We start from the raw sequence: 23,997 nt of genomic DNA on the forward strand, positions 1-23,997 counted from the left end.
AGTAAGAGTGAGTTAATTTATTATATGATAAGAAGAAGGTTTTTATTGCCTACTTGTAACAAAAAAAATCAAAAGTATGATATACTGAATCAAATAAAGGAGGTTAAACCATGTTAAAAAAGATATTCTTGACACTACTTATAGGTGTTTTACTCGTGGGCATAGCTATAGGTACAGTTCTTTTTATGCCAGGTAAAGATACCGTTGACCCGCTTACATATTTCAGTGAGTTTAAGAAGGGTCAAATCAATGTAGTTTACGAAGATACAAGAGTAGATATGGAAAAGCCAATTATAGAAGAGGCAAATCAAATTTATGTTTCTTCAGAATTTGCAAAGCAGTATATAGATGATAAGATTTTCTATGATGAAGCAGAAGAAATTTTGACCATTACTAATTTAGAAGAGATAAAGCGTATCTTGCCAGGAGAGAAAGTAATAGATGTAAATGGTGAGAAAATAGAGTTAGCTGATCCTGTTATTGTAAAAGAGAATAAAGTTTATATTCCTGAAAGTTACCTAGAAGCAGAGTATCCTGTAGAAATTGAAAAGGGTAAAGATGGTCGTTTAGTTATTGTGTCTAATGCGAGAACACCTAAAAAGTTAGGAGTAGTAAGGAAGAAGGAAGCGAGTGTAAGAACACATCCAGATAATAAATCATTAATTACAGATACTACTCAAAAAGGAGAGAGTGTAGTTGTATATAAAGAAACTGGAGACCATTTAAGAGTAAGAGATGAAAATGGTATTATAGGCTATATGGATAGAAGTGATGTAAAACTAGAAGGAGAGACTTCTATTAAGGAAGAGAAGACATACACTTTAGCGCCTATGGCAAAGCCTTTACAGGATAAGGTAAAACTTGTATGGGATCAGATGACAGTTAAGTCAACTGGGGATTGGTCTACACCTAAATATCGTAATATAAAAGGTGCTAATGTCATTGCACCTACTTGGTTTGAATTTGAAGATGAAAGTGGTAAATTAATAGACAGAGCATCTAAAGCCTATGTCAATGAAGCACATGCTAGAGGAATGCAAGTATGGGCACTTATGAGTCATAACTTTACATCACCTGAGCTTACTAAAACGATTTTAACAAGTACAGCTAAAAGGCAATATGTGATTGACCAGCTATTAGAAGCAGCAGATATATATGGATTTGATGGTATTAATATTGATATAGAAAATGTACAAGCTGACTTTGGAGAAGAATGGGTACAATTTATGAGAGAACTATCTGTACAAGCTAAGAGACAAAATCTTAGTGTTACAGTAGACGTTTATATGCCATCTGCTTGGTCAGGACATTATTCAAGAGAACGAGTGGCAGAAGTCGTAGACTACTTCATTGTAATGGCCTATGATCAACATTGGGGCGGTTCTGAAATAGCAGGACCTGTAGCAGGGCTTACTTGGGTAGAAGAAGGGATTCAGATTAATCTTGAAGAAGTACCTAAAGAAAAGCTTGTGCTAGGTATGCCAACTTATACACGTATATGGAAAGAAACAAAGGATGGTATGAGTTCATCTGCTTATGGTATGGCAGCAGCTAAAAGCATAGTAAGTAAGTGGAATAGTGAAGCACTATATGATGACCAACATGGTCAAAACTACATGCAGATGATAGATGGCGATACTTTATATCAAGTATGGATAGAAGATGCTACAACAATTGAAAAGCGTGTGGGGCTTGTTAATAAATATGATTTAGCAGGTTATGCACTTTGGAAATTAGGTCTTGAAACACCAGATGTATGGGATAGTTTAAAACAGATGCAAGAATAAAAGTGTCATATTAATGGAGGGGAACTTAGATGATTAATGCTAATCGATATGATAAAATGGTTTATCGTAGATGCGGACATAGTGGGATTTTACTTCCTGCACTATCACTTGGATTATGGCATAACTTTGGAAAAGTAGATAACTATGAAAATAGTAAAGAAATGATTCTAACAGCTTTTAATTTAGGAATAACACACTTTGATCTAGCCAATAATTATGGACCTCCTTATGGTTCTGCAGAGGAGACTTTTGGAAGGGTATTAAAAGAAGATTTAAAAGGTTATAGAGATGAACTTCTTATTTCTACTAAAGCGGGTTGGGACATGTGGCCGGGACCTTATGGGAATTTTGGTTCACGTAAGTACCTTATAGCAAGCTTAGATCAAAGCTTAAAACGTATGGGATTAGATTATGTAGATATTTTCTATTCACATAGAAGAGATCCAGAGACACCACTAGAGGAAACCATGGGGGCACTAGCATCTACAGTTCATCAGGGTAAAGCTCTTTATGTAGGGATTTCTAGCTATAATGCATTAGATACTAAAAAAGCCGCTACAATACTGAAGAATATGGGAGTGCCTTGTCTCATTCATCAGCCCTCTTACTCTATGATGAATAGGTGGATTGAAGAGGGGCTTACGGATGTATTAAGACAAGAAGGAATAGGTTCCATTGCCTTTTGTCCACTAGATCAAGGTTTACTGACAAGTAAGTACCTTGATGGCACTATTCCAGAAGGTTCAAGAGCAAGTAAAGAGTACAGTTACTTAAGTGCAGAAAGTATTACATCAGAACTTCTAGATAAGATAAGAAAATTAAATGAAGTGGCTAAAAGAAGAGGACAAACTCTTGCACAAATGGCATTAGCATGGACGCTTCGTGAGGGCGGAGTAACTTCAGCATTAATAGGGGCAAGTCATAAAGCGCAAATAGAGGAGAATGTAAAAGCTTTAGATAACCTAGAATTTTCTAGAGAAGAGCTTATAATGATTGATCATATTGTAAAAGGATTATCATAAAAAGAGGAGGCCTAGCCTCCTCTTTTTATGGTATTTTTTTTCTTCTTGTCTAATACAATTAAAAGAGAAATAAAGAGTACAAGTATAGGGAAGAAGGGGAATAAATATGGAGCGTTTAATTAAAAGAAACCAATTAAACATGCTTGTCCTAGGGTTAGTATGTATGATTTCATTTTGTGCATACTTAAAGTTTGCAAATGGTGCATTAGAAACATTTGGACTTTCAACAGCTTCTAAAGTTATTGTCATAGATGCAGGACATGGTGGATTTGATCCAGGTAAGGCAGGTCCAAACGGAACGAAAGAGGATGAAATTAATCTGCAAATTGCATTTAAGCTTAAAGATTATTTAGAACAATCTGGAGCAACAGTCATTATGACTAGAACTGATGATGAGAAACTTCAAGGAGAAAACGGGAATACACATAAAAGAAGAGATATGAATTATAGAAAGCAGGTTATTCAGTCAAGTGATGCAGATATTTTAGTGAGTATACATCAAAATGCTTTTTCACAGCCTAAAGTAAAGGGAGCGCAGGTCTTTTATTATCAAGATTCTGAGCAAGCAAAATTGCTAGCAGGATGTATACAAAATAGTATTAAAGCTTATGCTGACTCTGAAAATACGAGGAAGATAAAAAGTAGCAAAGACTATTACATATTAAAAATCAGCCAAATGCCAGGTGTCATAGTAGAGTGTGGTTTTTTAACGAATCCAGAAGAGGAAGCAAAACTGGCTAGTGACAAATATCAAGATCAAATAGCATGGGCCATTTATGTAGGAATTATAGATTACTTTGGGCAATTAGAGAAATGAAAAGGAGGTAATGTTTCAACTTAAGAAGCATTACCTCCTTCTATTAATTCATTTCAAGTGTAGAGAGCTCTTTAAGACAGTCTATCATAAGGGGGAGTGTATGGTCATCTAAGTGAGCTAAAGAAAGACGGAAGTATGTACATTTAGATTTTAAGGTAAACACTTCTCCAGGAGAGATAATAATATGATGTCTAAGAAAGCAATCATAGAAAGCTTCAGAAGAAATCTTAGTAGGCTTTATCCAAAAGAAAAGGCTACCTTTATGAGAATAAATTTCTAAAAGATGAGAAGCAGCAGAAAGCGCTTCATAAACTTTTAGATAGGCAAGATAACTCTTTTCAATAATCTCCTGACGTATACTGCCTAGAGCATCAGATTCTAAATAAAAGTGAAGTAAACGCTCATTAAAAGTACATGCTACAGGATCATTAATCTTTTTATGTAAGCTATTTGGAAGCGCTATAAAAGTATATTGAAGTGGTGGCAAATAAAGTTTAGAAAAGTGATGCAGATAAATAACCTGACCATGAGAATCAAGTGTATAAAGAGGTTTTAGACATTCATGGCTATAGGTGAAATCACTTAATGTACCATCCTCAATAATATAAAAATGGTGTAAATGAGCGAGTTCTATAAGACGATTTTTGCATTCAGGGCTATAAGAAATGCCTGTAGGATTTTGAACATAAGAAGATACCCATATAAAGCCAATATGCTCTGTTTGAAGTTGCTTTTCAAGATAAGTTAAATCTAATCCATCGTCAGTAAGCGGTATTTCTATAATTTTAAAACCTAAAGAACGTAGAAATGAGCTATAAGTTAAATCGTGATAAGCTTCTACACAGATAGTAGAAGAAGGATGTACCTTAAGTAAGTCTAATAGGAATGTGCAAAAATCTTTGGGAAATCTAATTTGAGCAGGTGTGGTCATAATACCTACAGACTTAAAGAACTGGCAGATGCTTTGTCTAAGAAGATTACGTTCTCTGTACAGAGGGTCAGAAAAAGCTCCCCAGCCTTCAAGTGCGATAATTTGCTCAGTGAGCTGTGTAATAAGAGAGGTAGGAAAATAGTCTTTATTAAAAGAAAGTGTACTACAGGATATAGTCTGAAGATTAGTTTCAGGCTCATAATCTTTTTGAGAGGTAAGCGGACTCACATAAGTCCCACTACCTACATGCGCTACAACTAGTCCCTGATTTTCTAGAACCTTATAGGCATTAACAACTGTATCGCGATTAATTTTAAGCTTACGAGAAAGTGTACGTATGGTAGGAAGCTTAGTGCGCTCTGGAATTTCGCCTATTTTAATAAGGTGAGCAAGTTCACTGGCTAGCTGTATATATAAAGGGGTTGGATCAGATTTAGAAAGATGAATTGTACAAAACATATAGACCTCCTTAATGCTATCTAGTAGTAGAAAAGATAAGCTTTTATAAAGTATATTAGAAAGTCTACAAAAATATAGCAACCTCTTTTAAGAAGTTGCTGTTTTACCCCATTTCTTCAACATACGAATATCATCACCAAAGAATCTAAAGGCAATATATTCCCCAAATATACGGGAGAGAATACGCTCAGAATAAAGATTCTTCCAGTCTTCGAGAGGAAGGTTTGTTGAAATAATGGTAGAAGTATTATTAAGTGCTCTTGTATTAATAACATGGAAGAGATCAGGTGCTGTAAAGCTGTTTGTTGCCTCTGTTCCGAAATCATCTATAATGAGTAAATCTACTGTGAGTAAAATATCTAAGTTATTTTTTGCATCCTCTTCCATATCTTCACGGTGGAATCTAGACTCTTCAAAAAGCTTAAAGAGCTCTTGGGCACTTAAGTAGAGTACACTATAACCAAGATTTAATAATTCTCTTGCAATACAATTACATAAGAAGGTTTTACCTAGTCCTGTGGGGCCGTGGAATAAAAGATTTGTTTTTTTAAAACCGAACTGTTCTACAAAGTCTATAGATGCACGGTAAACACGTTCAATATTTCTTCTAGGGGAAGTACCATAGGTCTCATCTATAGCATCAGAGTAGTAATCAAATCTAAAGGATGAAAAGTTTTGATTAGCTGTTAAAGCCTTCATATTAGATTGAGTGCAAGCCATGTTAATTAAAGCTTGTTCAAAACATTTACAAGGTTTATGGTGAGCATATTCACTTGCAATGCTATCAGGTCTTGAAATATCACTAATGAATCCTGTATCTTTACAAATAGAGCATTCATAATGCGTATCTAAGTAATCAACAGGGTAACCATGTTCAACTAAAAGTTGCTTTTTACTACGTAAAAGTTCTTCATTTTTTTTGCGAAAATCTTCTAATAGGTTCTGAGGAGAAGTATTAAGTGCACTTTTAACAAGATTAATCCCTAATCGATTTAAGGACCTATCAATTACCTCGATATCTGGAATTTTAGTATAGATTTCTCTTTCACGATTGCGTTTTTCTTCAGCTGCACGTGTACGTTTTTGGTCATATTCTTTTATAAGAAGCTTATATTGAATTTCTCTATTGGTCATACTAGTTTCCTCCATACATCTTCTCTATATATTCACGTTCACGTTTTTCAAGTTCTGCTAAATCCCAATTATGAGAATAAGTCGTCGTGAAATGTGGATTTTTACTTTTAGCTTTGGGAGCCACAGGCCCTGCTTGCTGCTCTTTTTCTTTAGTGTGATTTTTATCTAAACGTTCGATATCTTCAACGGTTTTAATTCCTTTGTCGTGCCACTTGTCTAAAATGGAACCTAAGTAGTTAAGGCTTGGAGATGAAGAATAAGTTACAGTGCGATTACATGCTTCGAGTATAACCGATAAATCAAAGGCATAATCAGTAAGCCATTTATCAAGCAGTTTACGTTGGTGTTTTGTAATCGTTTCTCCGGTCATTCCCAGTGCTTTTAAAATAGTACGATATTTTTTAGTAACAGCCGCTTGGGCTTTCGCACTTTCTACAGTGGTAATACCTTGATCCACCCATCCTAATGCAACCTTCTCTATGTAGCGTATATGGGTGTGATTATTAGAAGTGCAGTATTCTACTAAGTATTCAATTAAATCAAGAGGGAGATTGAGCCAGTCGTAAAGACCATACAGTACTTGCTGATCTGTAGCAGAAAGTAATCTACCTAAGTATTTTTCACAGATTGTGAATAAGTTAGAAATGGAAGCATGTTCTTGACAGTAGAGGCTTAACTCATCAGCAGAATAATGAGGTCTAGTCTGTTGAATGAAAGTTCTAGGTGCAGCAGTAGCAGCTATAGGGATTTCGGGAGATTTAGTTTCCATTTCAGGCTTTGTTTCAGAAAAACTTAACTCAAATTCATCTTCTGTTAAAAGTTTAAATGTAAGGACACCTGTCGTATTCCAGTATTCTAAAGCAGTAATAAGCTCTGAGTGGAGCATGTCTAGGTCTTTTGCAATATCTTCAAGCTGAATACCTTCTTGGGCTGGATTTTGATAGATTGCTAACATATAAAGATAAACTTTAACGTAGCCGCCTAATGCTTGTGGCATATAATCCATAGCGAACCAGTAAGGAACAGAAAAAGATGTGGGAGTATTTGAGATGAACTTTACATATGCCAAAGCGTACGCCTCCTTTAAACGAAATATTATTGTGTTAGTATTATAGCACAAAAAATAAAAAATAGTATGGGGCAAAAAATAAAATCCCCTTAATTCCAAGGGGATTATGAGGATAAGCTGTTAATAAGTAAATAAATATATTCACATGACTTATGAACAGGTACCTGTGGATAATGTGGATAACTTAGTTTCCTAGTAAAATATCAGCGATTTGATTTACGTTACCAGCACCCATAGTTATAATCAAATCGCCTGGTACACAATGTTCCAACAAATAATCTGCAATTTCGCCAAAATCTGATATATACACAGCTGTCTGTTCTGTTTTGTGGATTTTATTGATAATATCTTGTGCATGGATATCCCCAGGATTTTTTTCCCTTGCTGCGTAAATATCTGTTACAATAAGACAATCTACTGAAGAAAGCACTTTAGCAAAGTCATCTAAGAAAGCTTTTGTACGTGTATAAGTATGTGGTTGGAAGACAACAAAAAGGCGATTATGAGGATAATCTTCAGCTACTTTTAAAGTGGCTGCGATTTCAGTAGGATGATGTGCGTAGTCATCAACAATTGTAACACCATGAATGTTACCTTTAATTTCGAAACGTTGGTCAGGGCCTGTAAAGAGCGTAAGGCCTAAATTAACTTGATTAATATCTATTTTAAGAAAGTGGCAGACAGCACATACAGATAAACAGTTAAGGACGTTATGCATACCAGGAACATGTAGATTAATGTGACCTTTATGCTGGCCTTTATAATAAACATCGAAAGAAGCACATGCTTTCTCGTTAAGATGAATATTTTTGGCATACCAGTCAAAGCCTTCATCAAGACCAAATGTTTCTACCTTACAAATCATGTCATTAGTAAGTTCTTTTATATGATCAATATGACCATTGATAGCTAAGAAACCATCCCAAGGAATAAGCTTGCCGAAATTTGTAAAAGAGCCACGAATTTGATGAATATCTTTAAAGTAATCCATATGATCTTCTTCGATATTTAAAATGACACCAATCTTAGGAAAGAAGTTTAGAAAACTGTCACAGTACTCACAAGCCTCAGTAACAAAGTATTCGCTACCACCTAATCGGATATTACCTTGAATAGATTTAAGCATACCTCCTACAGTAATAGTAGGATTAAGACCAGCATCCATAAGAATTTCAGAAAGCATAGAGGTTGTTGTTGTTTTGCCATGTGTTCCAGAAACGCAAATTGGATAGTCATAAGTTTTCATAAGTGCACCTAAAAATTCTGCACGTACTAGTGTAGGAATCTTGTGAGCTCTAGCAGCAATTAGCTCTGGGTTATCATCATGGACAGCTGCTGTATAAACAACTAAATCAATACCATTTGTAATATTTGAACTACTATGAGTAGGAAAAACTTCAATACCTAGGGACTCAAGGTGCTTGACTGTAGCAGAAGTTTTCATATCAGAACCTGTTACCGTATGGCCACGGTCATGCATGATTTCAGCAAGTCCGCTCATACTAATACCACCAATTCCAATAAAATGAATATGATGTTTGCTTGTAATTGCACTAAAATCTATCATATAATTATCCTTCCAATCTTTATAAAATATTTCTATACAGTATTATACTATAAGGAGTGAATAACGTGTACTTAAATTATTAGGTAAAACTACAAGATAATAGCAAAATATTCGAATGTTTTATAATCTATACATTGAAAGATTCGGGTTATGATGTATAATAAAGCTAATGATAACAATAAAGGAGCTATGGGCAATGAGAAAAGTTCAAAAAAACGAGAGAATAGGGGTTATATCAAGTATTCTGACGGATAACCCAAATCAAATTTTTACCCTGACTCATTTTTGTGAAGTATTTAATTGTGCGAAATCTACAATAAGTGAAGATATAGATGTAATTAAAGAGATCTTTAGTAATTATCAGTTAGGAACAATAGAGACAGTAGCTGGTGCAGCAGGTGGTGTATATTATAATCCACTTATGAATCATGAACAGATTAAAAACTTTACAGATGAACTATGTGAGATTATTGATCATCCAGATCGTATAATTCCAAGTGGTTATATTTATACGAATGATTTACTTTATTCTCCCCAAATTTCAAAAAAAATAGGGACAGCACTTGCTAGTTTATTTAATGGTCAAGAAATAGATTATGTTGTAACTGTGGAAACAAAAGGTATTCCTATTGCGCTTATGACAGCAAGAGCGCTTAATAAGCCAATGGTAGTTGTAAGAAATCAAAGTAAACTTACAGATGGTACAGTAATTTACATGAATTACATTACTGGAAGTAACAACCGTATTAAAACAATGTGTTTACCTACAAGAGCTATTAAAAAAGGTTCTAAAGTTTTATTTATTGATGACTTTATGAAAGCTGGAGGTACAGCAAAAGGTATTATTGATTTAATGCAAGAGTTTCAAGCTGAGATGGTGGGGGTAGGTGTGCTTATGGCGACTAAAGAACCCCATAATAAACTTGTGGATGATTTTAAAACTTTAGTATGGATTGATAATATGGATGAAGCAAATAAAAAAATGCATATCTATAGTGCTTTTAAATAACAACTAGATTAAATCTAGTTGTTATTTTTTTATGTGATAAATTGTTCTTGATAGGCATCATAAAATACATGATATTCATATACAGTATACGAGGTAGACTTAAAAAAAATTCTTATAGCTTATAAAACCTAAAAGAATCATAGAAATTCCTGTATATATAAGAAAAAATATAAACTACAAAAAATGTAAAAAACTTGAAGAAATTATATTTGAATGTTATAGTCTAATTAGTTGGAATTTTTTATTAAAGTACAAACGAATATGGAGGGGTGTGCATGGGAAAAACGGAAATGATGGCAATGCTACTTGCAGGTGGACAAGGAAGTCGTCTGGGGATTTTAACAAAAGAGATTGCAAAGCCAGCAGTTATGTTTGGTGGTAAATATCGTATTATTGATTTTCCACTAAGCAATTGTATTAATTCAGGGGTTTACACAGTAGGGGTACTTACACAATATGAGCCACTTATTTTAACAAAACATATTGGAATAGGAACGCCATGGGATTTAGACAGAAGTAATGAAGGGGTGACAATGCTTTCACCTTTTGTAAAGGGAAATCAAGGTGAGTGGTACTCAGGTACTGCAAATGCTATTTATCAAAACATTAGATTTATTGATAGTTATGATCCAGAATATGTACTTATTTTATCAGGGGATCATGTATATAAGATGGATTATAGTAAGATGTTAGACTTCCATAAGGAACATAATGCAGATGCAACCATCGCTGTTATGGAAGTAAGTTATGAAGACGCTAAACAGTTTGGAATCATGAATACAGATGAGACAGATAAAATTATAGAGTTTGAAGAAAAACCACTAGTTCCAAAAAGTAATTTAGCATCTATGGGGATTTATATCTTTTCATGGGCAGCTTTAAGACAAGCTCTTATTGTAGATCATGAGAAGCATGAAGATAGTGATTTTGGAAAGCATATTATTCCAATGTTTATTGAAGAAGAGAAGGAAGTATTTGCTTATCGATTTAACGATTATTGGAAGGATATTGGAACAATAGATGCTTATTGGGAAGCTAATATTGAGCTTACTCATACACTGCCTGAGTTTAATCTTTATGATGAATTTTGGAAAATTTATACTAATATAGATCATCAACCACCACAATTTATAAATGATACAGCTATTGTAGAAAAAGCATTACTTTCAGAGGGATGTGAGATATCTGGAAAGGTTTATAATTCAGTCATTGGGCCAAGGGTAATTATTGAGGAAGATGCTATGATCATTAATTCTATCATTATGCAAGATACTATTGTAAAACGAGGGACAGTTATAGAAAGAGGTATTGTATCTGAAAAATGTATTATAGGAGAAAATACATATATTGGCCAAGGGGAAAATACCCCACATGAAACTAAATCCCATATTTATCATAATGGTATTACGGCAATAGGGGCATATACCAATATTCCTGAGAATGTAGTGATTGGGAAAAACTGTGAAGTTAGTGGAAATACTACAAAAGAACATTATCAAAACGGTAAGCTTGAAAGCGGACGTTCACTTATTGTATAGGGGAGGTATACTATGAAAGCTGTAGGAATTGTATTAGCAGGTGGAAAAAGAAATGCACTTGGAGCACTTACCATGCAACGTAATGTAGCAGCTATTCCTATTGGAGGATCTTATAGAGCTATTGATTTTGCATTAAGTAATTTAAGTAATTCTGGTATTAAAAAGGTAGCAGTTGTATGTCAGCATAATACAAGGTCGTTAACAGACCATATTACTTCTTCTAAATGGTGGGGGTTTGGACGTAAAAAGACGGGGCTCTTTTTGTTTACGCCTCATATGATTAGTGCAGAAACATTTAGTTATAGAGGAACAGCAGATGCTATTTATCAAAATATAGATTTTCTTAAGAAGAGTAATGAGCCTTATGTTGTTATCACAGCGTGTGAGCAAGTCACCAAGATGGACTATAATAAAGTCATTAAATACCACATAGAAAAAGGTGCAGATATTACAGTTGTATGTAAGGAAATGGGGAGTTTTGATGTAAGAGATTATGGGGTAGTAGAACTAGATGAAGAATCAAGACTGATCAATCTAGAAGAAAAACCTCTAGAGCCTCAACATACAACGGTATCTCTAGGAACTTACGTAATAGGTAGAGAACTTCTTATTCATTTATTAGAAGAACTTGAGAGTGAAGCGCGTTATAACATTGTAAGTGATATTCTTATTCGTTATAGGCGTAAACTCAAAATTTATGGATATATGTTTACAGGATACTGGAAAACAGTTAAAGATATAGAAGCATTTTATAATATCAATATGGATTTCTTAAACGCTGAAGTGCGTACATTATTATTCAAAACATCACCACATATTTACACAAAAGCTAAAGATGAGCCACCAGCAAAATTCAATGATCATTCTAATATTTCTAATAGTATTATAAGCGGTGGAGACATTATTAATGGAATGGTAGAGGAATCTGTAATCTTTAGAAAAGTATTTGTTGGAGAAAATGCTGTTATTAAAAATTCTATTATTATGGAAGGATGTACAATTGGACGAGGTGCTGTGTTGGAAAACGTTATTTTAGATAAACAAGTTTATGTTTCGGATGGGCAAAGGCTGATTGGAACACCTAATGATATCCTAGTTTATCCTAAGAGAAGTATTATATAACACATTAAAAATAGAAAAATTACAATAATACACTATTTTTATGCATTTTTATTAATAAAGGTTAAAAAAATATTGATTATTGTTTAAAAATGTTATATAATTTAAAATATAATACACAGGTTAGCTGAAGGATGGGGACACCTTGGCTCGACTTTAAAAACAGGAGGGTTTGCTAATGGAAATCACAGATATCAGGGTCAGAAAAATAAATAAAGAAGGGAAGATGAAAGCAGTAGTTTCTGTTACATTTGATAATGAATTCGTAGTTCATGATATCAAAGTAATCGAAGGCGACAAAGGTAGCTTTATTGCAATGCCAAGTCGCAAAACTCTAGATGGTGAATTTAGAGATATTGCTCATCCAATTAACTCTGAAACACGTGATCGTATTCAAAAGACAGTACTTGAAAAGTATGAGATGGTACTTCTTTCAGATGACGATATTGTAAGTGACGAAGTAGCCGTTTCAGAAGAATACTAAAATAAAAGGCATCTCTTAGAAATAGAATACTAAGAGGTGCTTTTTTTTAGCGCCTCTACTTGCGTAAAATAACAAGAAATGAGAAAATAAGATTAGCAAAATTGTGAGAGGATGTGCAATCGGTGAAAACGAAGTCCATTATATTAGCAGCAGGTCAAGGAACTCGCATGAAGTCTGGTACTTCTAAAGTACTTCATGAAATTTTTCATAAGCCATTAGTTTATTATCCTATTGAGGCAGCTAGATATGCAGGAGCACAGGAAGTATGTCTTGTAGTAGGGCATAAATCAGAAGAGGTTATGAAAACCTTTGGAGATACTGTAAAATATGCATTGCAGGCAGAGAGATTAGGGACGGGACATGCTGTCATGCAGGCAATGGATTTTATTGGAGATGACGGAGAAATTCTTGTTCTCTATGGAGATACACCACTTATTACAGCTCAGACAATAGAGAAGATGCTTGCTTTTCATAGAAAAAAGAAAAATGCTGTAACTGTACTTTCAGCTTTAGTGGATGACCCTACAGGATATGGCCGTATTGTAAGAGATGAGAGTAAACACTTTGTAAAAATTGTAGAGCAAAAAGATGCAACAGATGAAGAAAAACGTATTACAGAGATTAATGGTGGGATGTATGTTTTTGAAGCTAAGCACTTAAAATCTGCCCTTTCTAAAATTACAAATAATAATAAACAACAAGAGTATTACTTAACAGATACTATAGAGATTTTGCTTCATGAGGGTTATAATGTAGATGCTATTGCTATTATGAACCCAGACGATATATTAGGTGTTAACTCTAGAGAGCAGCTAGCACAGGCAACTGCTATTATGAAACAACGTATTAATAGAAAACATATGGATAATGGTGTTACTTTAATAGATCCTCATCATACGTATATTGATCCAGAAGTTGAAATTGGGCAAGATACAGTTATAGAGCCAGGCTGCATCATAGAGGGAAATACATCCATCGGAGAAAACTGCCTTATTGGTTATAATACTAAGATCAGAAACTGTAAAGTAGGCAATAGCGTTGCTATAGAATCTAGTATGCTCATTGATAGTCAAATAGATGAAGGATGTCATATAGGACCATTTGCTTATATTAGACCGAACAGTCATATAGGAGCAAAGGTAAAGATTGGTGATTTTGTAGAGATTAAAAATGCCACAATTGGAGAAGGAACAAAAGTGTCTCATTTAACCTATATAGGTGATGCAGATGTAGGTTGTGATGTGAACTTTGGATGTGGTACAGTAGTTGTAAACTATGATGGAGAGAAGAAACATCGTACTATAATAAAAGATCATGCTTTTATTGGCTGTAATACAAACCTGGTATCTCCTGTTGTAATAGAGGAAAATGTTTACACAGCAGCAGGGTCTACCATTACACAAGATGTACCAAAAAATAGTTTAGCTATTGCAAGAGCAAGACAAGAAATTAAGCCTGAATGGGTAACAAAAAAACGACAGAAATAGCCGAAATATTTACTAAAAATGTATAAAAACGTTCATATAAGTTGCAATTTATCCTCAATATGATATAATGTTGTCGATTTAGTGGACGTAGATTCTTAAGGAGGACTTAATCAAATGATTAGAAATTATGCTGATATCAAAGTGTTTACCTGCAATGCACACCCACAACTTGCAGAAGAAATTGCTAAGTGTTTAGGTGTTACACTTGGAAAATCTGAGGTGTTAAGATTTAGCGATGGAGAGGTTTCAGTAAAAATTGATGAAAAAGTACGTGGTACAGACGTTTTCATTATTCAACCAACTTCAACTCCTGCTAATGAACATCTTATGGAATTACTTATTATGATTGATGCTATGAAACGTGCATCAGCTGGTCGTATTACAGCAGTTATTCCATACTATGGATATGCAAGACAAGATAGAAAAACAAGAGCGAGAGATCCAATCAGCTCAAAACTTGTAGCAGACATCCTTCAAACAGCAGGTGCAGACCGTGTTCTTACAATGGATCTTCACTGTGCACAAATTCAAGGATTCTTCAATATTCCTTTAGATCACTTAGTAGGTATGCCATTACTTACTAAATACTACACAGATAAACTTGATGGCAACACAGATGATGTTGTTGCAGTTTCTCCGGACTTAGGAAGTGTAGGTCGTGTTAGAGGATTTGCTACAAAATTAGATATTCCTATTGCTATCATTGATAAGAGAAGACCAAAAGCTAATGTATCTGAAATTATGAACATCATCGGTGATGTAGCTGGAAAACGTGTTATCTTAGTAGATGATATGATTGATACAGCAGGTACAATTTGTAATGCAGCAAATGCATTAAAAGAAAGAGGGGCAACAGCTGTATATGCATGCTGTACACACGGTGTATTATCTGGCCCAGCTTTAGAAAGAATTAATGAATCAGCTATTGAAGAGCTTGTAGTACTTAATACAATTGCTCTTCCAGAAGAAAAAAGAATCTCAAAAATTAAAGAGATTTCTGTAGCAGAAATCTTCGCAGATGCAATTAGACGTATCCATGAAGATTTATCAGTTTCTAAATTATTTGATTAATGATTGTAAAGGGTTTAGATTTTTATCTAAACCCTTTTGTTATGCCTTAAAAAAGGTATAATATATAATAAGATAATCAACTTATTATACATAAAGCATAAGATGGAGGAACAATATGAAATTAATCGTTGGATTAGGTAATCCGGGACTACAATATGATGGAACTAGACATAATATAGGATTCGAAGCCTTAGATAAACTTGCTGATATACATCATATCAGTGTAAATAGAAGTAAATTTAAAGCTTTGGTTGGAGAAGGAACAATCGGAGGAGAAAAGGTAGTTCTTATGAAACCTCAGACTTATATGAACTTAAGTGGAGAGGCTATTGCGGCATGCAAGAGTTGGTATAAGTTGGAAAATGAAGATATAATTATAATGTATGATGATACTTCTTTAGGTATAGGAGATATTCGTATTCGTAAAAATGGTAGCAGTGGTGGACACAACGGTATTAAAAGCATCATTGCACATTTAAGTACAGAAGTTTTCCCAAGAATTAAAATTGGGGTAGGTCAAAAACCAAATGGTTGGGATTTAGGTGACTATGTGCTTGGAAAGTTTACAGATGATGATAAGAAAGTGCTTGATCCAAGGCTTAAAGTCGTTTGTGAAGCTGTAGAAACAATGCTTAAAAAAGATGTGGATACAGCAATGAATAACTATAATGGTAAGACAAGACGGTGATCATATGGATTATAAACGTAAGATGCTCATTAATCCCTTAACAGATATTGAGGGATTTAATGAGTTCCTTTATAAGTTTCAAAGTACCCATAAGGGAAAAGTAGTTGGAACAGTAGATGCCTGTAAAGCTCATTTTATTTATAGTACATCTGCACTCATAGGCCAAACACCTGTCATCATTACACCAGATGAAATCAGTGCAAGAAAGCTTTATGATGACTTACAGTATTTATATGAAGAAACAAAAGTATATCTCTATCCTGCTAGAGATATACTCTTTTATAATGCCGATGTACACAGTATGGATATTACTGCAGAACGTATGAAAATTATAGAGGCTTTACTGCATAAGCAGGAAGCTATTTTAATTATACCTGCAGAAGCGTTACTTAATCCTCTTTCACCTAAGGAAACATGGCTTTCCTATCAGAAGGAATTAAAAGAAGGAAGCATAATAGATATTAAGAAGTTAGGAACTTACTTGATGGAAATTGGCTATGAGCGTGTAGGCAAAGTGGAGGGAATAGGGCAATTTGCTATTAGAGGAGGGATTATAGATTTATATCCTCCTAATAGTGTTATGCCTTATCGTATTGAGTTATGGGATGATGAGATTGATTCTATTCGTACTTTTAATCCTTCTACACAAAGGTCCATAGAAAAGGTAAAGCAGATTCTTGTTGTTCCTAATCAGGAGATTATTTTCCCACTTACACTTTTACAAAATGCTTTGCCGGCTATTAAAGAGGATCTCAAAGTAGTAACAGACAAACTTAGAAATGAGGGGAAAAAAGAAAGTGCCAAGGCTATTGAAGAGCAGGTTAAAGAGCATATAGAGCAAATTCAGGAAGGTCTAACTATAGAGGGGCTTGAGACTTATGTTCCATATACTAATTTACAGACTGTCTCTATATTAGACTATCTTCCTGCTGATACGATCATTTATGTAGATGAACCTGCTAAAGTAAGAGATAAATGTGATAGGCTCTATGAAGAGTATAGAAGCAGTATGATGGACCGATTAAATTATGGACATATTCTATCAGGGCAGATAGAGTTCATCTTTGAATATGAAGAAGCCGTATATACTATACAAAAAAGGCCTGTTATAAGTTTAAACAATTTCTTAAAGACAGATACAGATTTTGAGACAGATAATCAACTTTCTATAGCAGTGTATGAAAATAATACATTTTATAATAGTTTGGATCTACTTGAGAAGGATATTAAAGAGTGGAAAAAAGGTAATAAAAAAATTATTATACTAGCTGGTATTAGGGCTAAAGCTATGAGGCTGATGGAAGAGCTTGAGGTACGTGGTATATTGACCACATATAGTGAAACTCTATCGGATGAGTTGCAAAAAGGACAAGTTGTTATTACAAAAGGCTCTCTTGGTAAGGGGTTTGTCTATGAAGGCATAGATTTTTATATTATCGCAGATAAAGACTTATTTGGAAAAGAAAAGAAAAAGGTAAAAGTCAAGAAGAAACATAAAGGAAATAAGATAGATAGCTTCTTAAATCTTACACCTGGAGACTATGTGGTTCATGAGAATCATGGTATTGGTATTTTTAAAGGCATTGAGCAAATAGTTATAGAGGGGATTGCAAGGGATAATTTAAAAATAGAGTATGCTAATAATTCTACACTTTATGTAAATATTAATCAGATGGATATGGTACAGAAGTATGTAGGTGCAGAAAGTAAATCCCCTAAACTTAGTAAGCTTGGAGCATCAGAATGGAAGAAATCTAAGGCAAAAGTAAAAGGTGCTATTCAAGATATTGCTAAAGACTTGATTAAACTTTATAGTACGAGATACAATGCTAGAGGTTTTGTCTACGAAGAAGATTCTATTTGGCAGAAAGAATTTGAAGCAATGTTTCCATATGAAGAGACATCGGATCAGCTTGAAGCTATAGAAGATGTGAAAAAAGATATGGAAAGTAATAAGATTATGGATAGGTTGGTATGCGGTGATGTAGGTTATGGTAAAACTGAAGTTGCCATAAGAGCAGCTTTTAAAGCTGTGCAAAACAATAAGCAAGTTGCCTATCTAGTGCCTACTACTATTTTAGCACAGCAGCATTTTCAACGATTTGAAGAGCGTATGGCTAACTATCCTATTAATGTGGGTGTACTGTCTAGATTTAGGACACCAAAGCAGATTAAAGAGACCTTAGAAGGTATTAGAAAAGGTACTATAGATATTGTTATTGGGACACATAGATTACTTTCTAAGGACGTTCAGTTTAGAGATTTAGGTTTACTTATTATAGATGAGGAGCAACGCTTTGGTGTTAAGCATAAAGAAAAGCTTAAACAAATACGTACAGAAGTAGATGTACTTACACTTACGGCAACACCAATACCTCGTACACTTCATATGAGTTTAATTGGTGTACGTGATATGAGCGTTTTAGAAGAAGCTCCGTTAGAGCGAAGACCTGTCCAAACATATGTATTAGAGTATAGTGAAGACTTTATTAAAGATGCTATACACAGGGAACTTGGTAGGGATGGACAAGTTTATTTCTTATATAACCAAGTAAGAGATATTGAAGAAAAGGCTATGCAAATTCAGAAGATGGTACCTGCTGCAAAAGTAGGATTTGCTCATGGTCAGATGAGTGAAAGAGAATTAGAAAATATTATGATGGCCTTTATTGAAAAGGAAATTAATGTACTTGTATGTACTACAATAGTTGAGACAGGCCTTGATATTGCTAATGCAAATACTATTATTATTAATAATGCAGACCGCATGGGACTTAGTCAACTTTATCAATTACGTGGACGTGTGGGGCGTTCTAACAAGGCATCCTATGCTTATCTGATGTACCAGAAAGATAAGGTGCTTAAAGAAATTGCTGAAAAGAGGCTCCAAGCTATTAAGCAATTTACGCAACTAGGTGCAGGCTTTAAAATTGCTATGCGAGATCTAGAGATTAGGGGAGCAGGAAATCTTCTTGGGGCCCAGCAACATGGACATATGGAAGCTGTCGGTTATGATTTATACTGCAAGATGTTACAAGAAGCTGTGGCGCTTGAAAAGGGTGAATCGGTAAAAGAAAGCTTTGAAACAACTATTGAGATGAAAGTTAATGCGTATATTCCAGCTAGCTATATATTAGATGAAGTGGAAAGGCTAGATATTTATAAAAAGATTGCATCTATCCAAGGCGATAAGGATTACTATGATGTGCAAGAAGAATTAGAAGATCGCTATGGCACATTGCCAAACAGTGTTCAGAACCTTATTGATATTGCACTTGTTAAGTGGGAAGCTAATCAGATTGATATTACTTTGGTTTCTGAAGTAGAAGGGCATCTTACTTTTAAATTTAAGGAAGATGCGCAACTTGATCCTACATGTCTCCCTGAGGTACTGCAAACTTATGGAAGAAAGATTAAGTTTGTAAGTGGTAAGGAAGTTATGCTTAAATTAGATGCAACAGATATTCCTAAGAAAGGCCTGATTGATTATATTAAGAATGTATTACATTCGTTCAAGAAATTGAAGAGCATTTAATTTTACTTTATAATAAAGATAAAATTGAAGCATAAATGCAGATAATCAAATCGACAGGCTAAGGAGAGATGGCAGTGAAAGGTATAAAAAAATTATTAGCATTAGCTCTAACAGGTGCAGTACTTATGACAAGTATAACAGAATGTGCCTTTGGTAATGGAAAAACAAGTAAGGCTGTAGTTGCTGTTATCAATGGAGAAAAAATTCCTGAATCTTTATATAGAATTTATCTTTGGTATACTCAACAGTATTTTGAACAAATTTCGGGTCCAGGTATTTGGGACATGGAAATTGAAGGGCAAAAAACAGGTGATTTAGCTAAACAACGTGCATTAGAATCTAATATTCTTTCGGTCGTTGCTAATAAGAAAGCTGAGGATTTAGGAATTAAGATTTCTAAAGAAGCTAAAAGAGCTGCAAAAGAAAATGCTGAGAGCTTTGTAAAGAGTAATCCAGAGATTATAGAGATTTATGGTTTTAATGAAGGAGATATTGAACAGTTTCTTATTAGCACAGACATTGTAAGTCTTGTAGAAGAGAAACTTGGGGAAAACTATATGCCTCAAGAAGAAGAAATCCAAAAGTATATCGATGAAAATAAGAGTGCTTATGAAGAAGTAACTGCTAAACATGTACTCATTAAGACGACAGATGACAATCTTAATGAGCTTCCTAAGGAAGAGCAGGAAGCAAAACGTAAGCTGGCAACAGAAGTTTTAAATAAGGCTTTAGCTGGTGAAGATATGAGTGAGTTAGCAAGAACTTATTCAGAAGATCAAGGCTCACTTAATCAAGTAACAGGTGTAGAGGATGGTGAGTACACCTTTAAACGTGGTAAAATGGTGAAAGAGTTTGAGGATGCAGCTTTTAATGGAGAAGATGGAAAGGTGTGGCCAGAGCTGGTTAAAACAGCTTATGGATATCATATTATTAAAACAGAAAAGCATATTCCGGCAAACGAAGAAGTAATGCGTGATGAATTCATTGCTGATGCTAGAAGAGAATTTACAAATAATGAATTTAATACAATGATTAGTAATGCAACTGTAGAAAAAACTGAGCTCTATGATACAATCTCTATTATAAGAGAGAGTGATAGAGCAGAAGAAATGCCTGAAACGAATACTACTACAAATGAATAAAATGGATAAGAAAGAAGGAAAAGAGTAACTTGTTAATATGAGCTCTTTTCTTTTTTTTATACAAGTGAAACTCTAACTGAAAATGTATATTATAGAAAAAAAAGTAGCATAATATACCTAAAGATTAAAGAACATTTATTCCCACTTCAGACAATTAAGGAGGTTGTTTATTTGAAAGCAACAGGCATCGTTAGAAGAATAGATGATTTAGGACGCGTGGTTATTCCTAAAGAAATTCGCCGAACGCTCAGAATTAGAGAAGGTGACCCGCTTGAAATTTTTACAGATCATGATGGGCAAGTGATTTTAAAGAAATATTCGCCGGTAGGAGAGCTTAGTGCCTTTGCTAAGGAATATGCAGAAGCACTTGCACAAGCTACAGGACATATTACTTGTATTTCTGATAAAGACCAAATCATTGCTATTTCAGGAGGTTCTAAGAAAGAATTTCTAGATAAGAGTATCAGTAGTAATTTAGAGCGAGCTATTGAAGCGCGTAGTCTTTTGCATGCAGCAAAAGAGGACTCTAAGTTTGTACCTATTTTATCAGAAGGTAGTACAGAAGGTTATTTTTCTGAAATTATATCTCCTATTATTTGTGAGGGAGATGCTATTGGAGCAGTTATTTTCCTATCTACCAATAAAGGCACACATATGGGCGAAGTAGAAGAAAAACTCGCACAATCAGCGTCAGGTTTTTTAGGAAGACAAATGGGCCAATAAAAGAATGCCAGTAACTATTTTGTATAAGTTGCTGGCATTTTATATGATACAATAAATTTAAAGAGGTGATGAATATGAAAGATAAAAAGTATACATACCAAGAGTTATTAGAGATTATTGCAAAACTTAGAAGTGAAGAAGGATGCGCATGGGATAGAGAGCAGACGCATGAATCATTGAAAGAATCTTTATTAGAAGAGAGTTATGAACTTATAGATGCTATTAATAATAAAGATATGGTGAATATGAAAGAGGAGCTTGGAGATGTATTACTTCAAGTACTTATGCATGCTCAAATTGCAAGTGAACAGGGAACATTTACTATGGAAGATGTAGTGGATGGTATTGCATCTAAGTTAATTTATAGACATCCTCATGTATTTGGAAATGAAGAAAAGACAAGTGATACCTCAAAAATTCTCCAAACTTGGGAGATACTTAAGAAAAAAGAGAAAAATGAGCAAAGCCAGACGGAATCTATGATGCGTATTACAAAGACCCTTCCAGCCCTTACAAGAGCTTACAAAGTGCAGAAAAAAGCAGCTTCTGTAGGATTTATGTGGGATAGCTATGAACCTATTATTGACAAGGTTTTGGAGGAACTTGAAGAACTTAAAATAGAGATTAAATCAGGTAATAAACAGAACATGAATGCTGAATTAGGAGATGTTTTGTTTTCTGTGGTTAATTTATCTTATTTTTTAGAAATAAATCCGGAATTTGCCTTGACAAACACTACGGAAAAGTTTATAAATAGATTTAGATATATTGAAAATTCGGCGTTTGCTAAGGAAAAACAACTAACGCAAATGACATTGGAAGAGATGGATCAGCTATGGCAAGAATCTAAAAAAGTTGAATCAAACATCTAATTTTCAATACATAATATCCATGTATGTACATGAATAGAGGAGGAACTCATTATGAACAAATCTGAATTAGTAGCAGCTATGGCTGCAAAAGCTGAAATTAGTAAAAAAGATGCTGAAAAAGCTTTAAAAGCTTTTGAAGATGCAGTTATGGAAGAACTTACAAACAATGGTAAGGTGCAATTAGTTGGATTTGGTACATTCGAAGTTACTGAAAGAAAACCACGTGTTGGTAGAAATCCAAAAACAAACGAAGAAATCCAAATTCCAGGGGGTAAAGCTCCTAAATTTAAAGCTGGTAAAGCTTTAAAAGATGCTGTAAATCAATAATTTATTGATAGATGAGAGAATCTACACGTTGTGTAGATTCTTTTTATCTATACAAGAAAGGAATTTCTTATGCGTATTGATAAATATTTAAAACTTACAAGAATTATTAAAAGACGTACTATAGCACAGGAAGCTTGTGACCAAGGGCGTGTAAGTATTAATAATAAAGTAGTAAAAGCCTCTAACAATGTGAAAGTAGGAGACGTTATCCAAATTCAATTTGGTGAGAAACTTTTAAAATATGAAGTTCTCGATATTAAAGAGCATGTAAAAAAAGAAGATACAGAAAGCCTATATCGCATGTTGTAATAAAAATCTATCCACCTCAATATAAATAAGTAGTAAGAACTTATTATAAAGGGGTGGATTTTTGTATGGATGAGAAGATATCCAAGAAACATGCAGTAAATCTCATAGATCGTGCTAGGCTTAATATGACAGGTGTAACAGATGTCTTTGCTTTTGATGAGAAGGTAATAGAGCTTGAGACTGTAGATGGATACTTAGACATTGAGGGAGACGATTTGCACATCGTAAAAATGAATTTGGATAGTGGGGAATTAATTGTAGAAGGCCGTGTAACAGGACTAGCTTATCAAGATCAAAGTGGAGCGAGCAAAAAGGGTTCATTAATAGCTCGTTTATTCAAATAAAAGAGGCGTAGAATGAATCAAGTAGTTAATAGTCAAACCCTTCTATTTCTAACTTGTATAGAGATAGGCATTATTATGGGGATGTTCTATGATCTGATTAGGATTTTCAGAAAGATCATTCCCCATCCCAATTGGCTTATCCAAGTAGAGGATACATTGTATTGGGTTAGCGGCGCACTCATAGGCTTTGCTATCCTCTATATGCATAATTACGGTAAAATTAGGTTTTTCGTGTTCCTCGGCATGCTTTTAGGTGGAGTATTCTACCTTTGTACATTTAGTATTATTTTTATGAAGTTTGCAACCTGGCTTATTGACTTGATGAAGCAAATTATAGATTACATCTTACATATTTTAGGAATCCCAATTAAGTGGATAATCCATTTAATTAAGATTCCATTAAAGGCATTCCAAAGATTGCTGTTGCGTCTTAATACATATCGCAGAAGACAAACTAAGAAACTAAGTCGTAAAATCTATTATCAAAAGTCAGATGTGCGTTCACAATTAAAGTATAGTAAAACAAAGTGATTTACAACTTTATCCAAACATATTAAAATTAG

22 protein-coding genes are annotated in these 23,997 nt (G+C 34.2%); 18 read left to right on the plus strand and 4 right to left on the minus strand.

What is annotated here, in order from left to right; all coding sequences use genetic code 11:
• Positions 1 to 110: 110 nt before the first annotated feature.
• The 3 genes from H8718_RS03240 to cwlD all read left to right on the plus strand — a co-directional run bounded on the left by H8718_RS03240 (position 111) and on the right by cwlD (position 3,626).
• Positions 111 to 1,787, plus strand: coding sequence for a glycosyl hydrolase family 18 protein (locus H8718_RS03240; protein ID WP_177670336.1), 1,677 nt, complete (start codon positions 111 to 113; stop codon positions 1,785 to 1,787).
• Positions 1,788 to 1,816: 29 nt separating this feature from the next.
• A complete protein-coding gene (gene mgrA / locus H8718_RS03245) occupies positions 1,817 to 2,809 on the plus strand; it encodes an L-glyceraldehyde 3-phosphate reductase (protein WP_177670334.1) in 993 nt (330 codons plus the stop codon).
• 106 nt (positions 2,810 to 2,915) lie between these two features.
• A complete protein-coding gene (gene cwlD, locus H8718_RS03250) occupies positions 2,916 to 3,626 on the plus strand; it encodes an N-acetylmuramoyl-L-alanine amidase CwlD (RefSeq protein ID WP_177670332.1) in 711 nt (236 codons plus the stop codon).
• A gap of 43 nt (positions 3,627 to 3,669) precedes the next feature.
• On the opposite strand, the gene H8718_RS03255 is transcribed toward cwlD, so the two are convergent.
• From H8718_RS03255 to murC, 4 genes are all read right to left on the minus strand, one after another.
• A complete protein-coding gene (locus tag H8718_RS03255) occupies positions 3,670 to 5,016 on the minus strand; it encodes an aminotransferase-like domain-containing protein (RefSeq protein ID WP_249331523.1) in 1,347 nt (448 codons plus the stop codon).
• An 87-nt stretch (positions 5,017 to 5,103) separates the two neighbouring features.
• Positions 5,104 to 6,150: an ATP-binding protein gene (locus tag H8718_RS03260; protein ID WP_249331525.1), complete on the minus strand. Its 1,047-nt coding sequence runs from the start codon at positions 6,148 to 6,150 to the stop codon at positions 5,104 to 5,106.
• A 1-nt stretch (position 6,151) separates the two neighbouring features.
• Entirely contained in the window at positions 6,152 to 7,219 is a 1,068-nt protein-coding gene (locus tag H8718_RS03265) for a DnaD domain protein (protein ID WP_249331526.1), read from the minus strand.
• 184 nt (positions 7,220 to 7,403) lie between these two features.
• The gene (gene murC, locus H8718_RS03270; protein ID WP_249331528.1) at positions 7,404 to 8,786 is read right to left on the minus strand and encodes a UDP-N-acetylmuramate--L-alanine ligase; all 1,383 of its coding nucleotides are present in this window, start codon (positions 8,784 to 8,786) and stop codon (positions 7,404 to 7,406) included.
• A 196-nt stretch (positions 8,787 to 8,982) separates the two neighbouring features.
• Between murC and purR the strand changes: the two genes are divergently transcribed.
• The 15 genes from purR (at position 8,983) to yabQ (ending at position 23,965) form a co-directional block, all read left to right on the plus strand.
• Positions 8,983 to 9,795: a pur operon repressor gene (gene purR, locus H8718_RS03275; RefSeq protein ID WP_177670322.1), complete on the plus strand. Its 813-nt coding sequence runs from the start codon at positions 8,983 to 8,985 to the stop codon at positions 9,793 to 9,795.
• Positions 9,796 to 10,070: 275 nt separating this feature from the next.
• The gene (locus H8718_RS03280; protein ID WP_177670319.1) at positions 10,071 to 11,333 is read left to right on the plus strand and encodes a glucose-1-phosphate adenylyltransferase; all 1,263 of its coding nucleotides are present in this window, start codon (positions 10,071 to 10,073) and stop codon (positions 11,331 to 11,333) included.
• Between the two features lie 12 nt (positions 11,334 to 11,345).
• Positions 11,346 to 12,455, plus strand: coding sequence for a glucose-1-phosphate adenylyltransferase subunit GlgD (gene glgD, locus H8718_RS03285; protein ID WP_177670318.1), 1,110 nt, complete (start codon positions 11,346 to 11,348; stop codon positions 12,453 to 12,455).
• Positions 12,456 to 12,630: 175 nt separating this feature from the next.
• On the plus strand, positions 12,631 to 12,936 hold the full coding sequence (spoVG, locus tag H8718_RS03290; RefSeq protein ID WP_177670316.1) for a septation regulator SpoVG: 306 nt from the start codon (positions 12,631 to 12,633) through the stop codon (positions 12,934 to 12,936).
• A gap of 122 nt (positions 12,937 to 13,058) precedes the next feature.
• Positions 13,059 to 14,423 carry a bifunctional UDP-N-acetylglucosamine diphosphorylase/glucosamine-1-phosphate N-acetyltransferase GlmU gene (gene glmU / locus H8718_RS03295; protein WP_330597573.1) on the plus strand — a complete coding sequence of 455 codons (1,365 nt, stop codon included), beginning with the start codon at positions 13,059 to 13,061 and terminating at the stop codon, positions 14,421 to 14,423.
• Positions 14,424 to 14,537: 114 nt separating this feature from the next.
• Positions 14,538 to 15,494, plus strand: coding sequence for a ribose-phosphate diphosphokinase (locus H8718_RS03300; RefSeq protein ID WP_177670312.1), 957 nt, complete (start codon positions 14,538 to 14,540; stop codon positions 15,492 to 15,494).
• Between the two features lie 115 nt (positions 15,495 to 15,609).
• Complete coding sequence (gene pth, locus H8718_RS03305; RefSeq protein ID WP_177670310.1) at positions 15,610 to 16,182, plus strand: aminoacyl-tRNA hydrolase; 573 nt, start codon at positions 15,610 to 15,612, stop codon at positions 16,180 to 16,182.
• A gap of 4 nt (positions 16,183 to 16,186) precedes the next feature.
• Positions 16,187 to 19,717 carry a transcription-repair coupling factor gene (mfd, locus tag H8718_RS03310; RefSeq protein ID WP_249331530.1) on the plus strand — a complete coding sequence of 1,177 codons (3,531 nt, stop codon included), beginning with the start codon at positions 16,187 to 16,189 and terminating at the stop codon, positions 19,715 to 19,717.
• 74 nt (positions 19,718 to 19,791) lie between these two features.
• Positions 19,792 to 20,859 carry a peptidylprolyl isomerase gene (locus tag H8718_RS03315; protein ID WP_249331532.1) on the plus strand — a complete coding sequence of 356 codons (1,068 nt, stop codon included), beginning with the start codon at positions 19,792 to 19,794 and terminating at the stop codon, positions 20,857 to 20,859.
• Between the two features lie 171 nt (positions 20,860 to 21,030).
• The gene (gene spoVT / locus H8718_RS03320) at positions 21,031 to 21,582 is read left to right on the plus strand and encodes a stage V sporulation protein T (RefSeq protein ID WP_177670305.1); all 552 of its coding nucleotides are present in this window, start codon (positions 21,031 to 21,033) and stop codon (positions 21,580 to 21,582) included.
• Between the two features lie 74 nt (positions 21,583 to 21,656).
• A complete protein-coding gene (gene mazG, locus H8718_RS03325) occupies positions 21,657 to 22,454 on the plus strand; it encodes a nucleoside triphosphate pyrophosphohydrolase (protein ID WP_249331534.1) in 798 nt (265 codons plus the stop codon).
• A gap of 51 nt (positions 22,455 to 22,505) precedes the next feature.
• Complete coding sequence (locus H8718_RS03330; protein ID WP_177670301.1) at positions 22,506 to 22,781, plus strand: HU family DNA-binding protein; 276 nt, start codon at positions 22,506 to 22,508, stop codon at positions 22,779 to 22,781.
• A gap of 69 nt (positions 22,782 to 22,850) precedes the next feature.
• Entirely contained in the window at positions 22,851 to 23,090 is a 240-nt protein-coding gene (locus H8718_RS03335) for an RNA-binding S4 domain-containing protein (RefSeq protein ID WP_177670299.1), read from the plus strand.
• A 65-nt stretch (positions 23,091 to 23,155) separates the two neighbouring features.
• Positions 23,156 to 23,434, plus strand: a complete 279-nt coding sequence (yabP, locus tag H8718_RS03340; RefSeq protein WP_177670297.1) for a sporulation protein YabP — start codon at positions 23,156 to 23,158, stop codon at positions 23,432 to 23,434.
• A gap of 12 nt (positions 23,435 to 23,446) precedes the next feature.
• Entirely contained in the window at positions 23,447 to 23,965 is a 519-nt protein-coding gene (gene yabQ, locus H8718_RS03345; protein ID WP_177670295.1) for a spore cortex biosynthesis protein YabQ, read from the plus strand.
• The last annotated feature ends 32 nt before the right edge of the window (positions 23,966 to 23,997 follow it).

The organism is Zhenhengia yiwuensis, from assembly GCF_014384995.1.
Taxonomy (GTDB): Bacteria; Bacillota; Clostridia; order Lachnospirales; family Cellulosilyticaceae; genus Zhenhengia; species Zhenhengia yiwuensis.

Coding starts and splice junctions, on each gene's coding strand:
- mazG (WP_249331534.1), top strand. CDS start 21,657: ATGAAAGATAAAAAGTATACATACCAAGAGTTATTAGAGATTATTGCA.
- H8718_RS03330 (WP_177670301.1), top strand. CDS start 22,506: ATGAACAAATCTGAATTAGTAGCAGCTATGGCTGCAAAAGCTGAAATT.
- yabQ (WP_177670295.1), top strand. CDS start 23,447: ATGAATCAAGTAGTTAATAGTCAAACCCTTCTATTTCTAACTTGTATA.
- yabP (WP_177670297.1), top strand. CDS start 23,156: ATGGATGAGAAGATATCCAAGAAACATGCAGTAAATCTCATAGATCGT.
- H8718_RS03240 (WP_177670336.1), top strand. CDS start 111: ATGTTAAAAAAGATATTCTTGACACTACTTATAGGTGTTTTACTCGTG.
- spoVG (WP_177670316.1), top strand. CDS start 12,631: ATGGAAATCACAGATATCAGGGTCAGAAAAATAAATAAAGAAGGGAAG.
- H8718_RS03280 (WP_177670319.1), top strand. CDS start 10,071: ATGGGAAAAACGGAAATGATGGCAATGCTACTTGCAGGTGGACAAGGA.
- H8718_RS03255 (WP_249331523.1), bottom strand. CDS start 5,016: ATGTTTTGTACAATTCATCTTTCTAAATCTGATCCAACCCCTTTATAT.
- H8718_RS03300 (WP_177670312.1), top strand. CDS start 14,538: ATGATTAGAAATTATGCTGATATCAAAGTGTTTACCTGCAATGCACAC.
- purR (WP_177670322.1), top strand. CDS start 8,983: ATGAGAAAAGTTCAAAAAAACGAGAGAATAGGGGTTATATCAAGTATT.
- mfd (WP_249331530.1), top strand. CDS start 16,187: ATGGATTATAAACGTAAGATGCTCATTAATCCCTTAACAGATATTGAG.
- murC (WP_249331528.1), bottom strand. CDS start 8,786: ATGATAGATTTTAGTGCAATTACAAGCAAACATCATATTCATTTTATT.
- glgD (WP_177670318.1), top strand. CDS start 11,346: ATGAAAGCTGTAGGAATTGTATTAGCAGGTGGAAAAAGAAATGCACTT.
- H8718_RS03260 (WP_249331525.1), bottom strand. CDS start 6,150: ATGACCAATAGAGAAATTCAATATAAGCTTCTTATAAAAGAATATGAC.
- mgrA (WP_177670334.1), top strand. CDS start 1,817: ATGATTAATGCTAATCGATATGATAAAATGGTTTATCGTAGATGCGGA.
- pth (WP_177670310.1), top strand. CDS start 15,610: ATGAAATTAATCGTTGGATTAGGTAATCCGGGACTACAATATGATGGA.
- cwlD (WP_177670332.1), top strand. CDS start 2,916: ATGGAGCGTTTAATTAAAAGAAACCAATTAAACATGCTTGTCCTAGGG.
- H8718_RS03335 (WP_177670299.1), top strand. CDS start 22,851: ATGCGTATTGATAAATATTTAAAACTTACAAGAATTATTAAAAGACGT.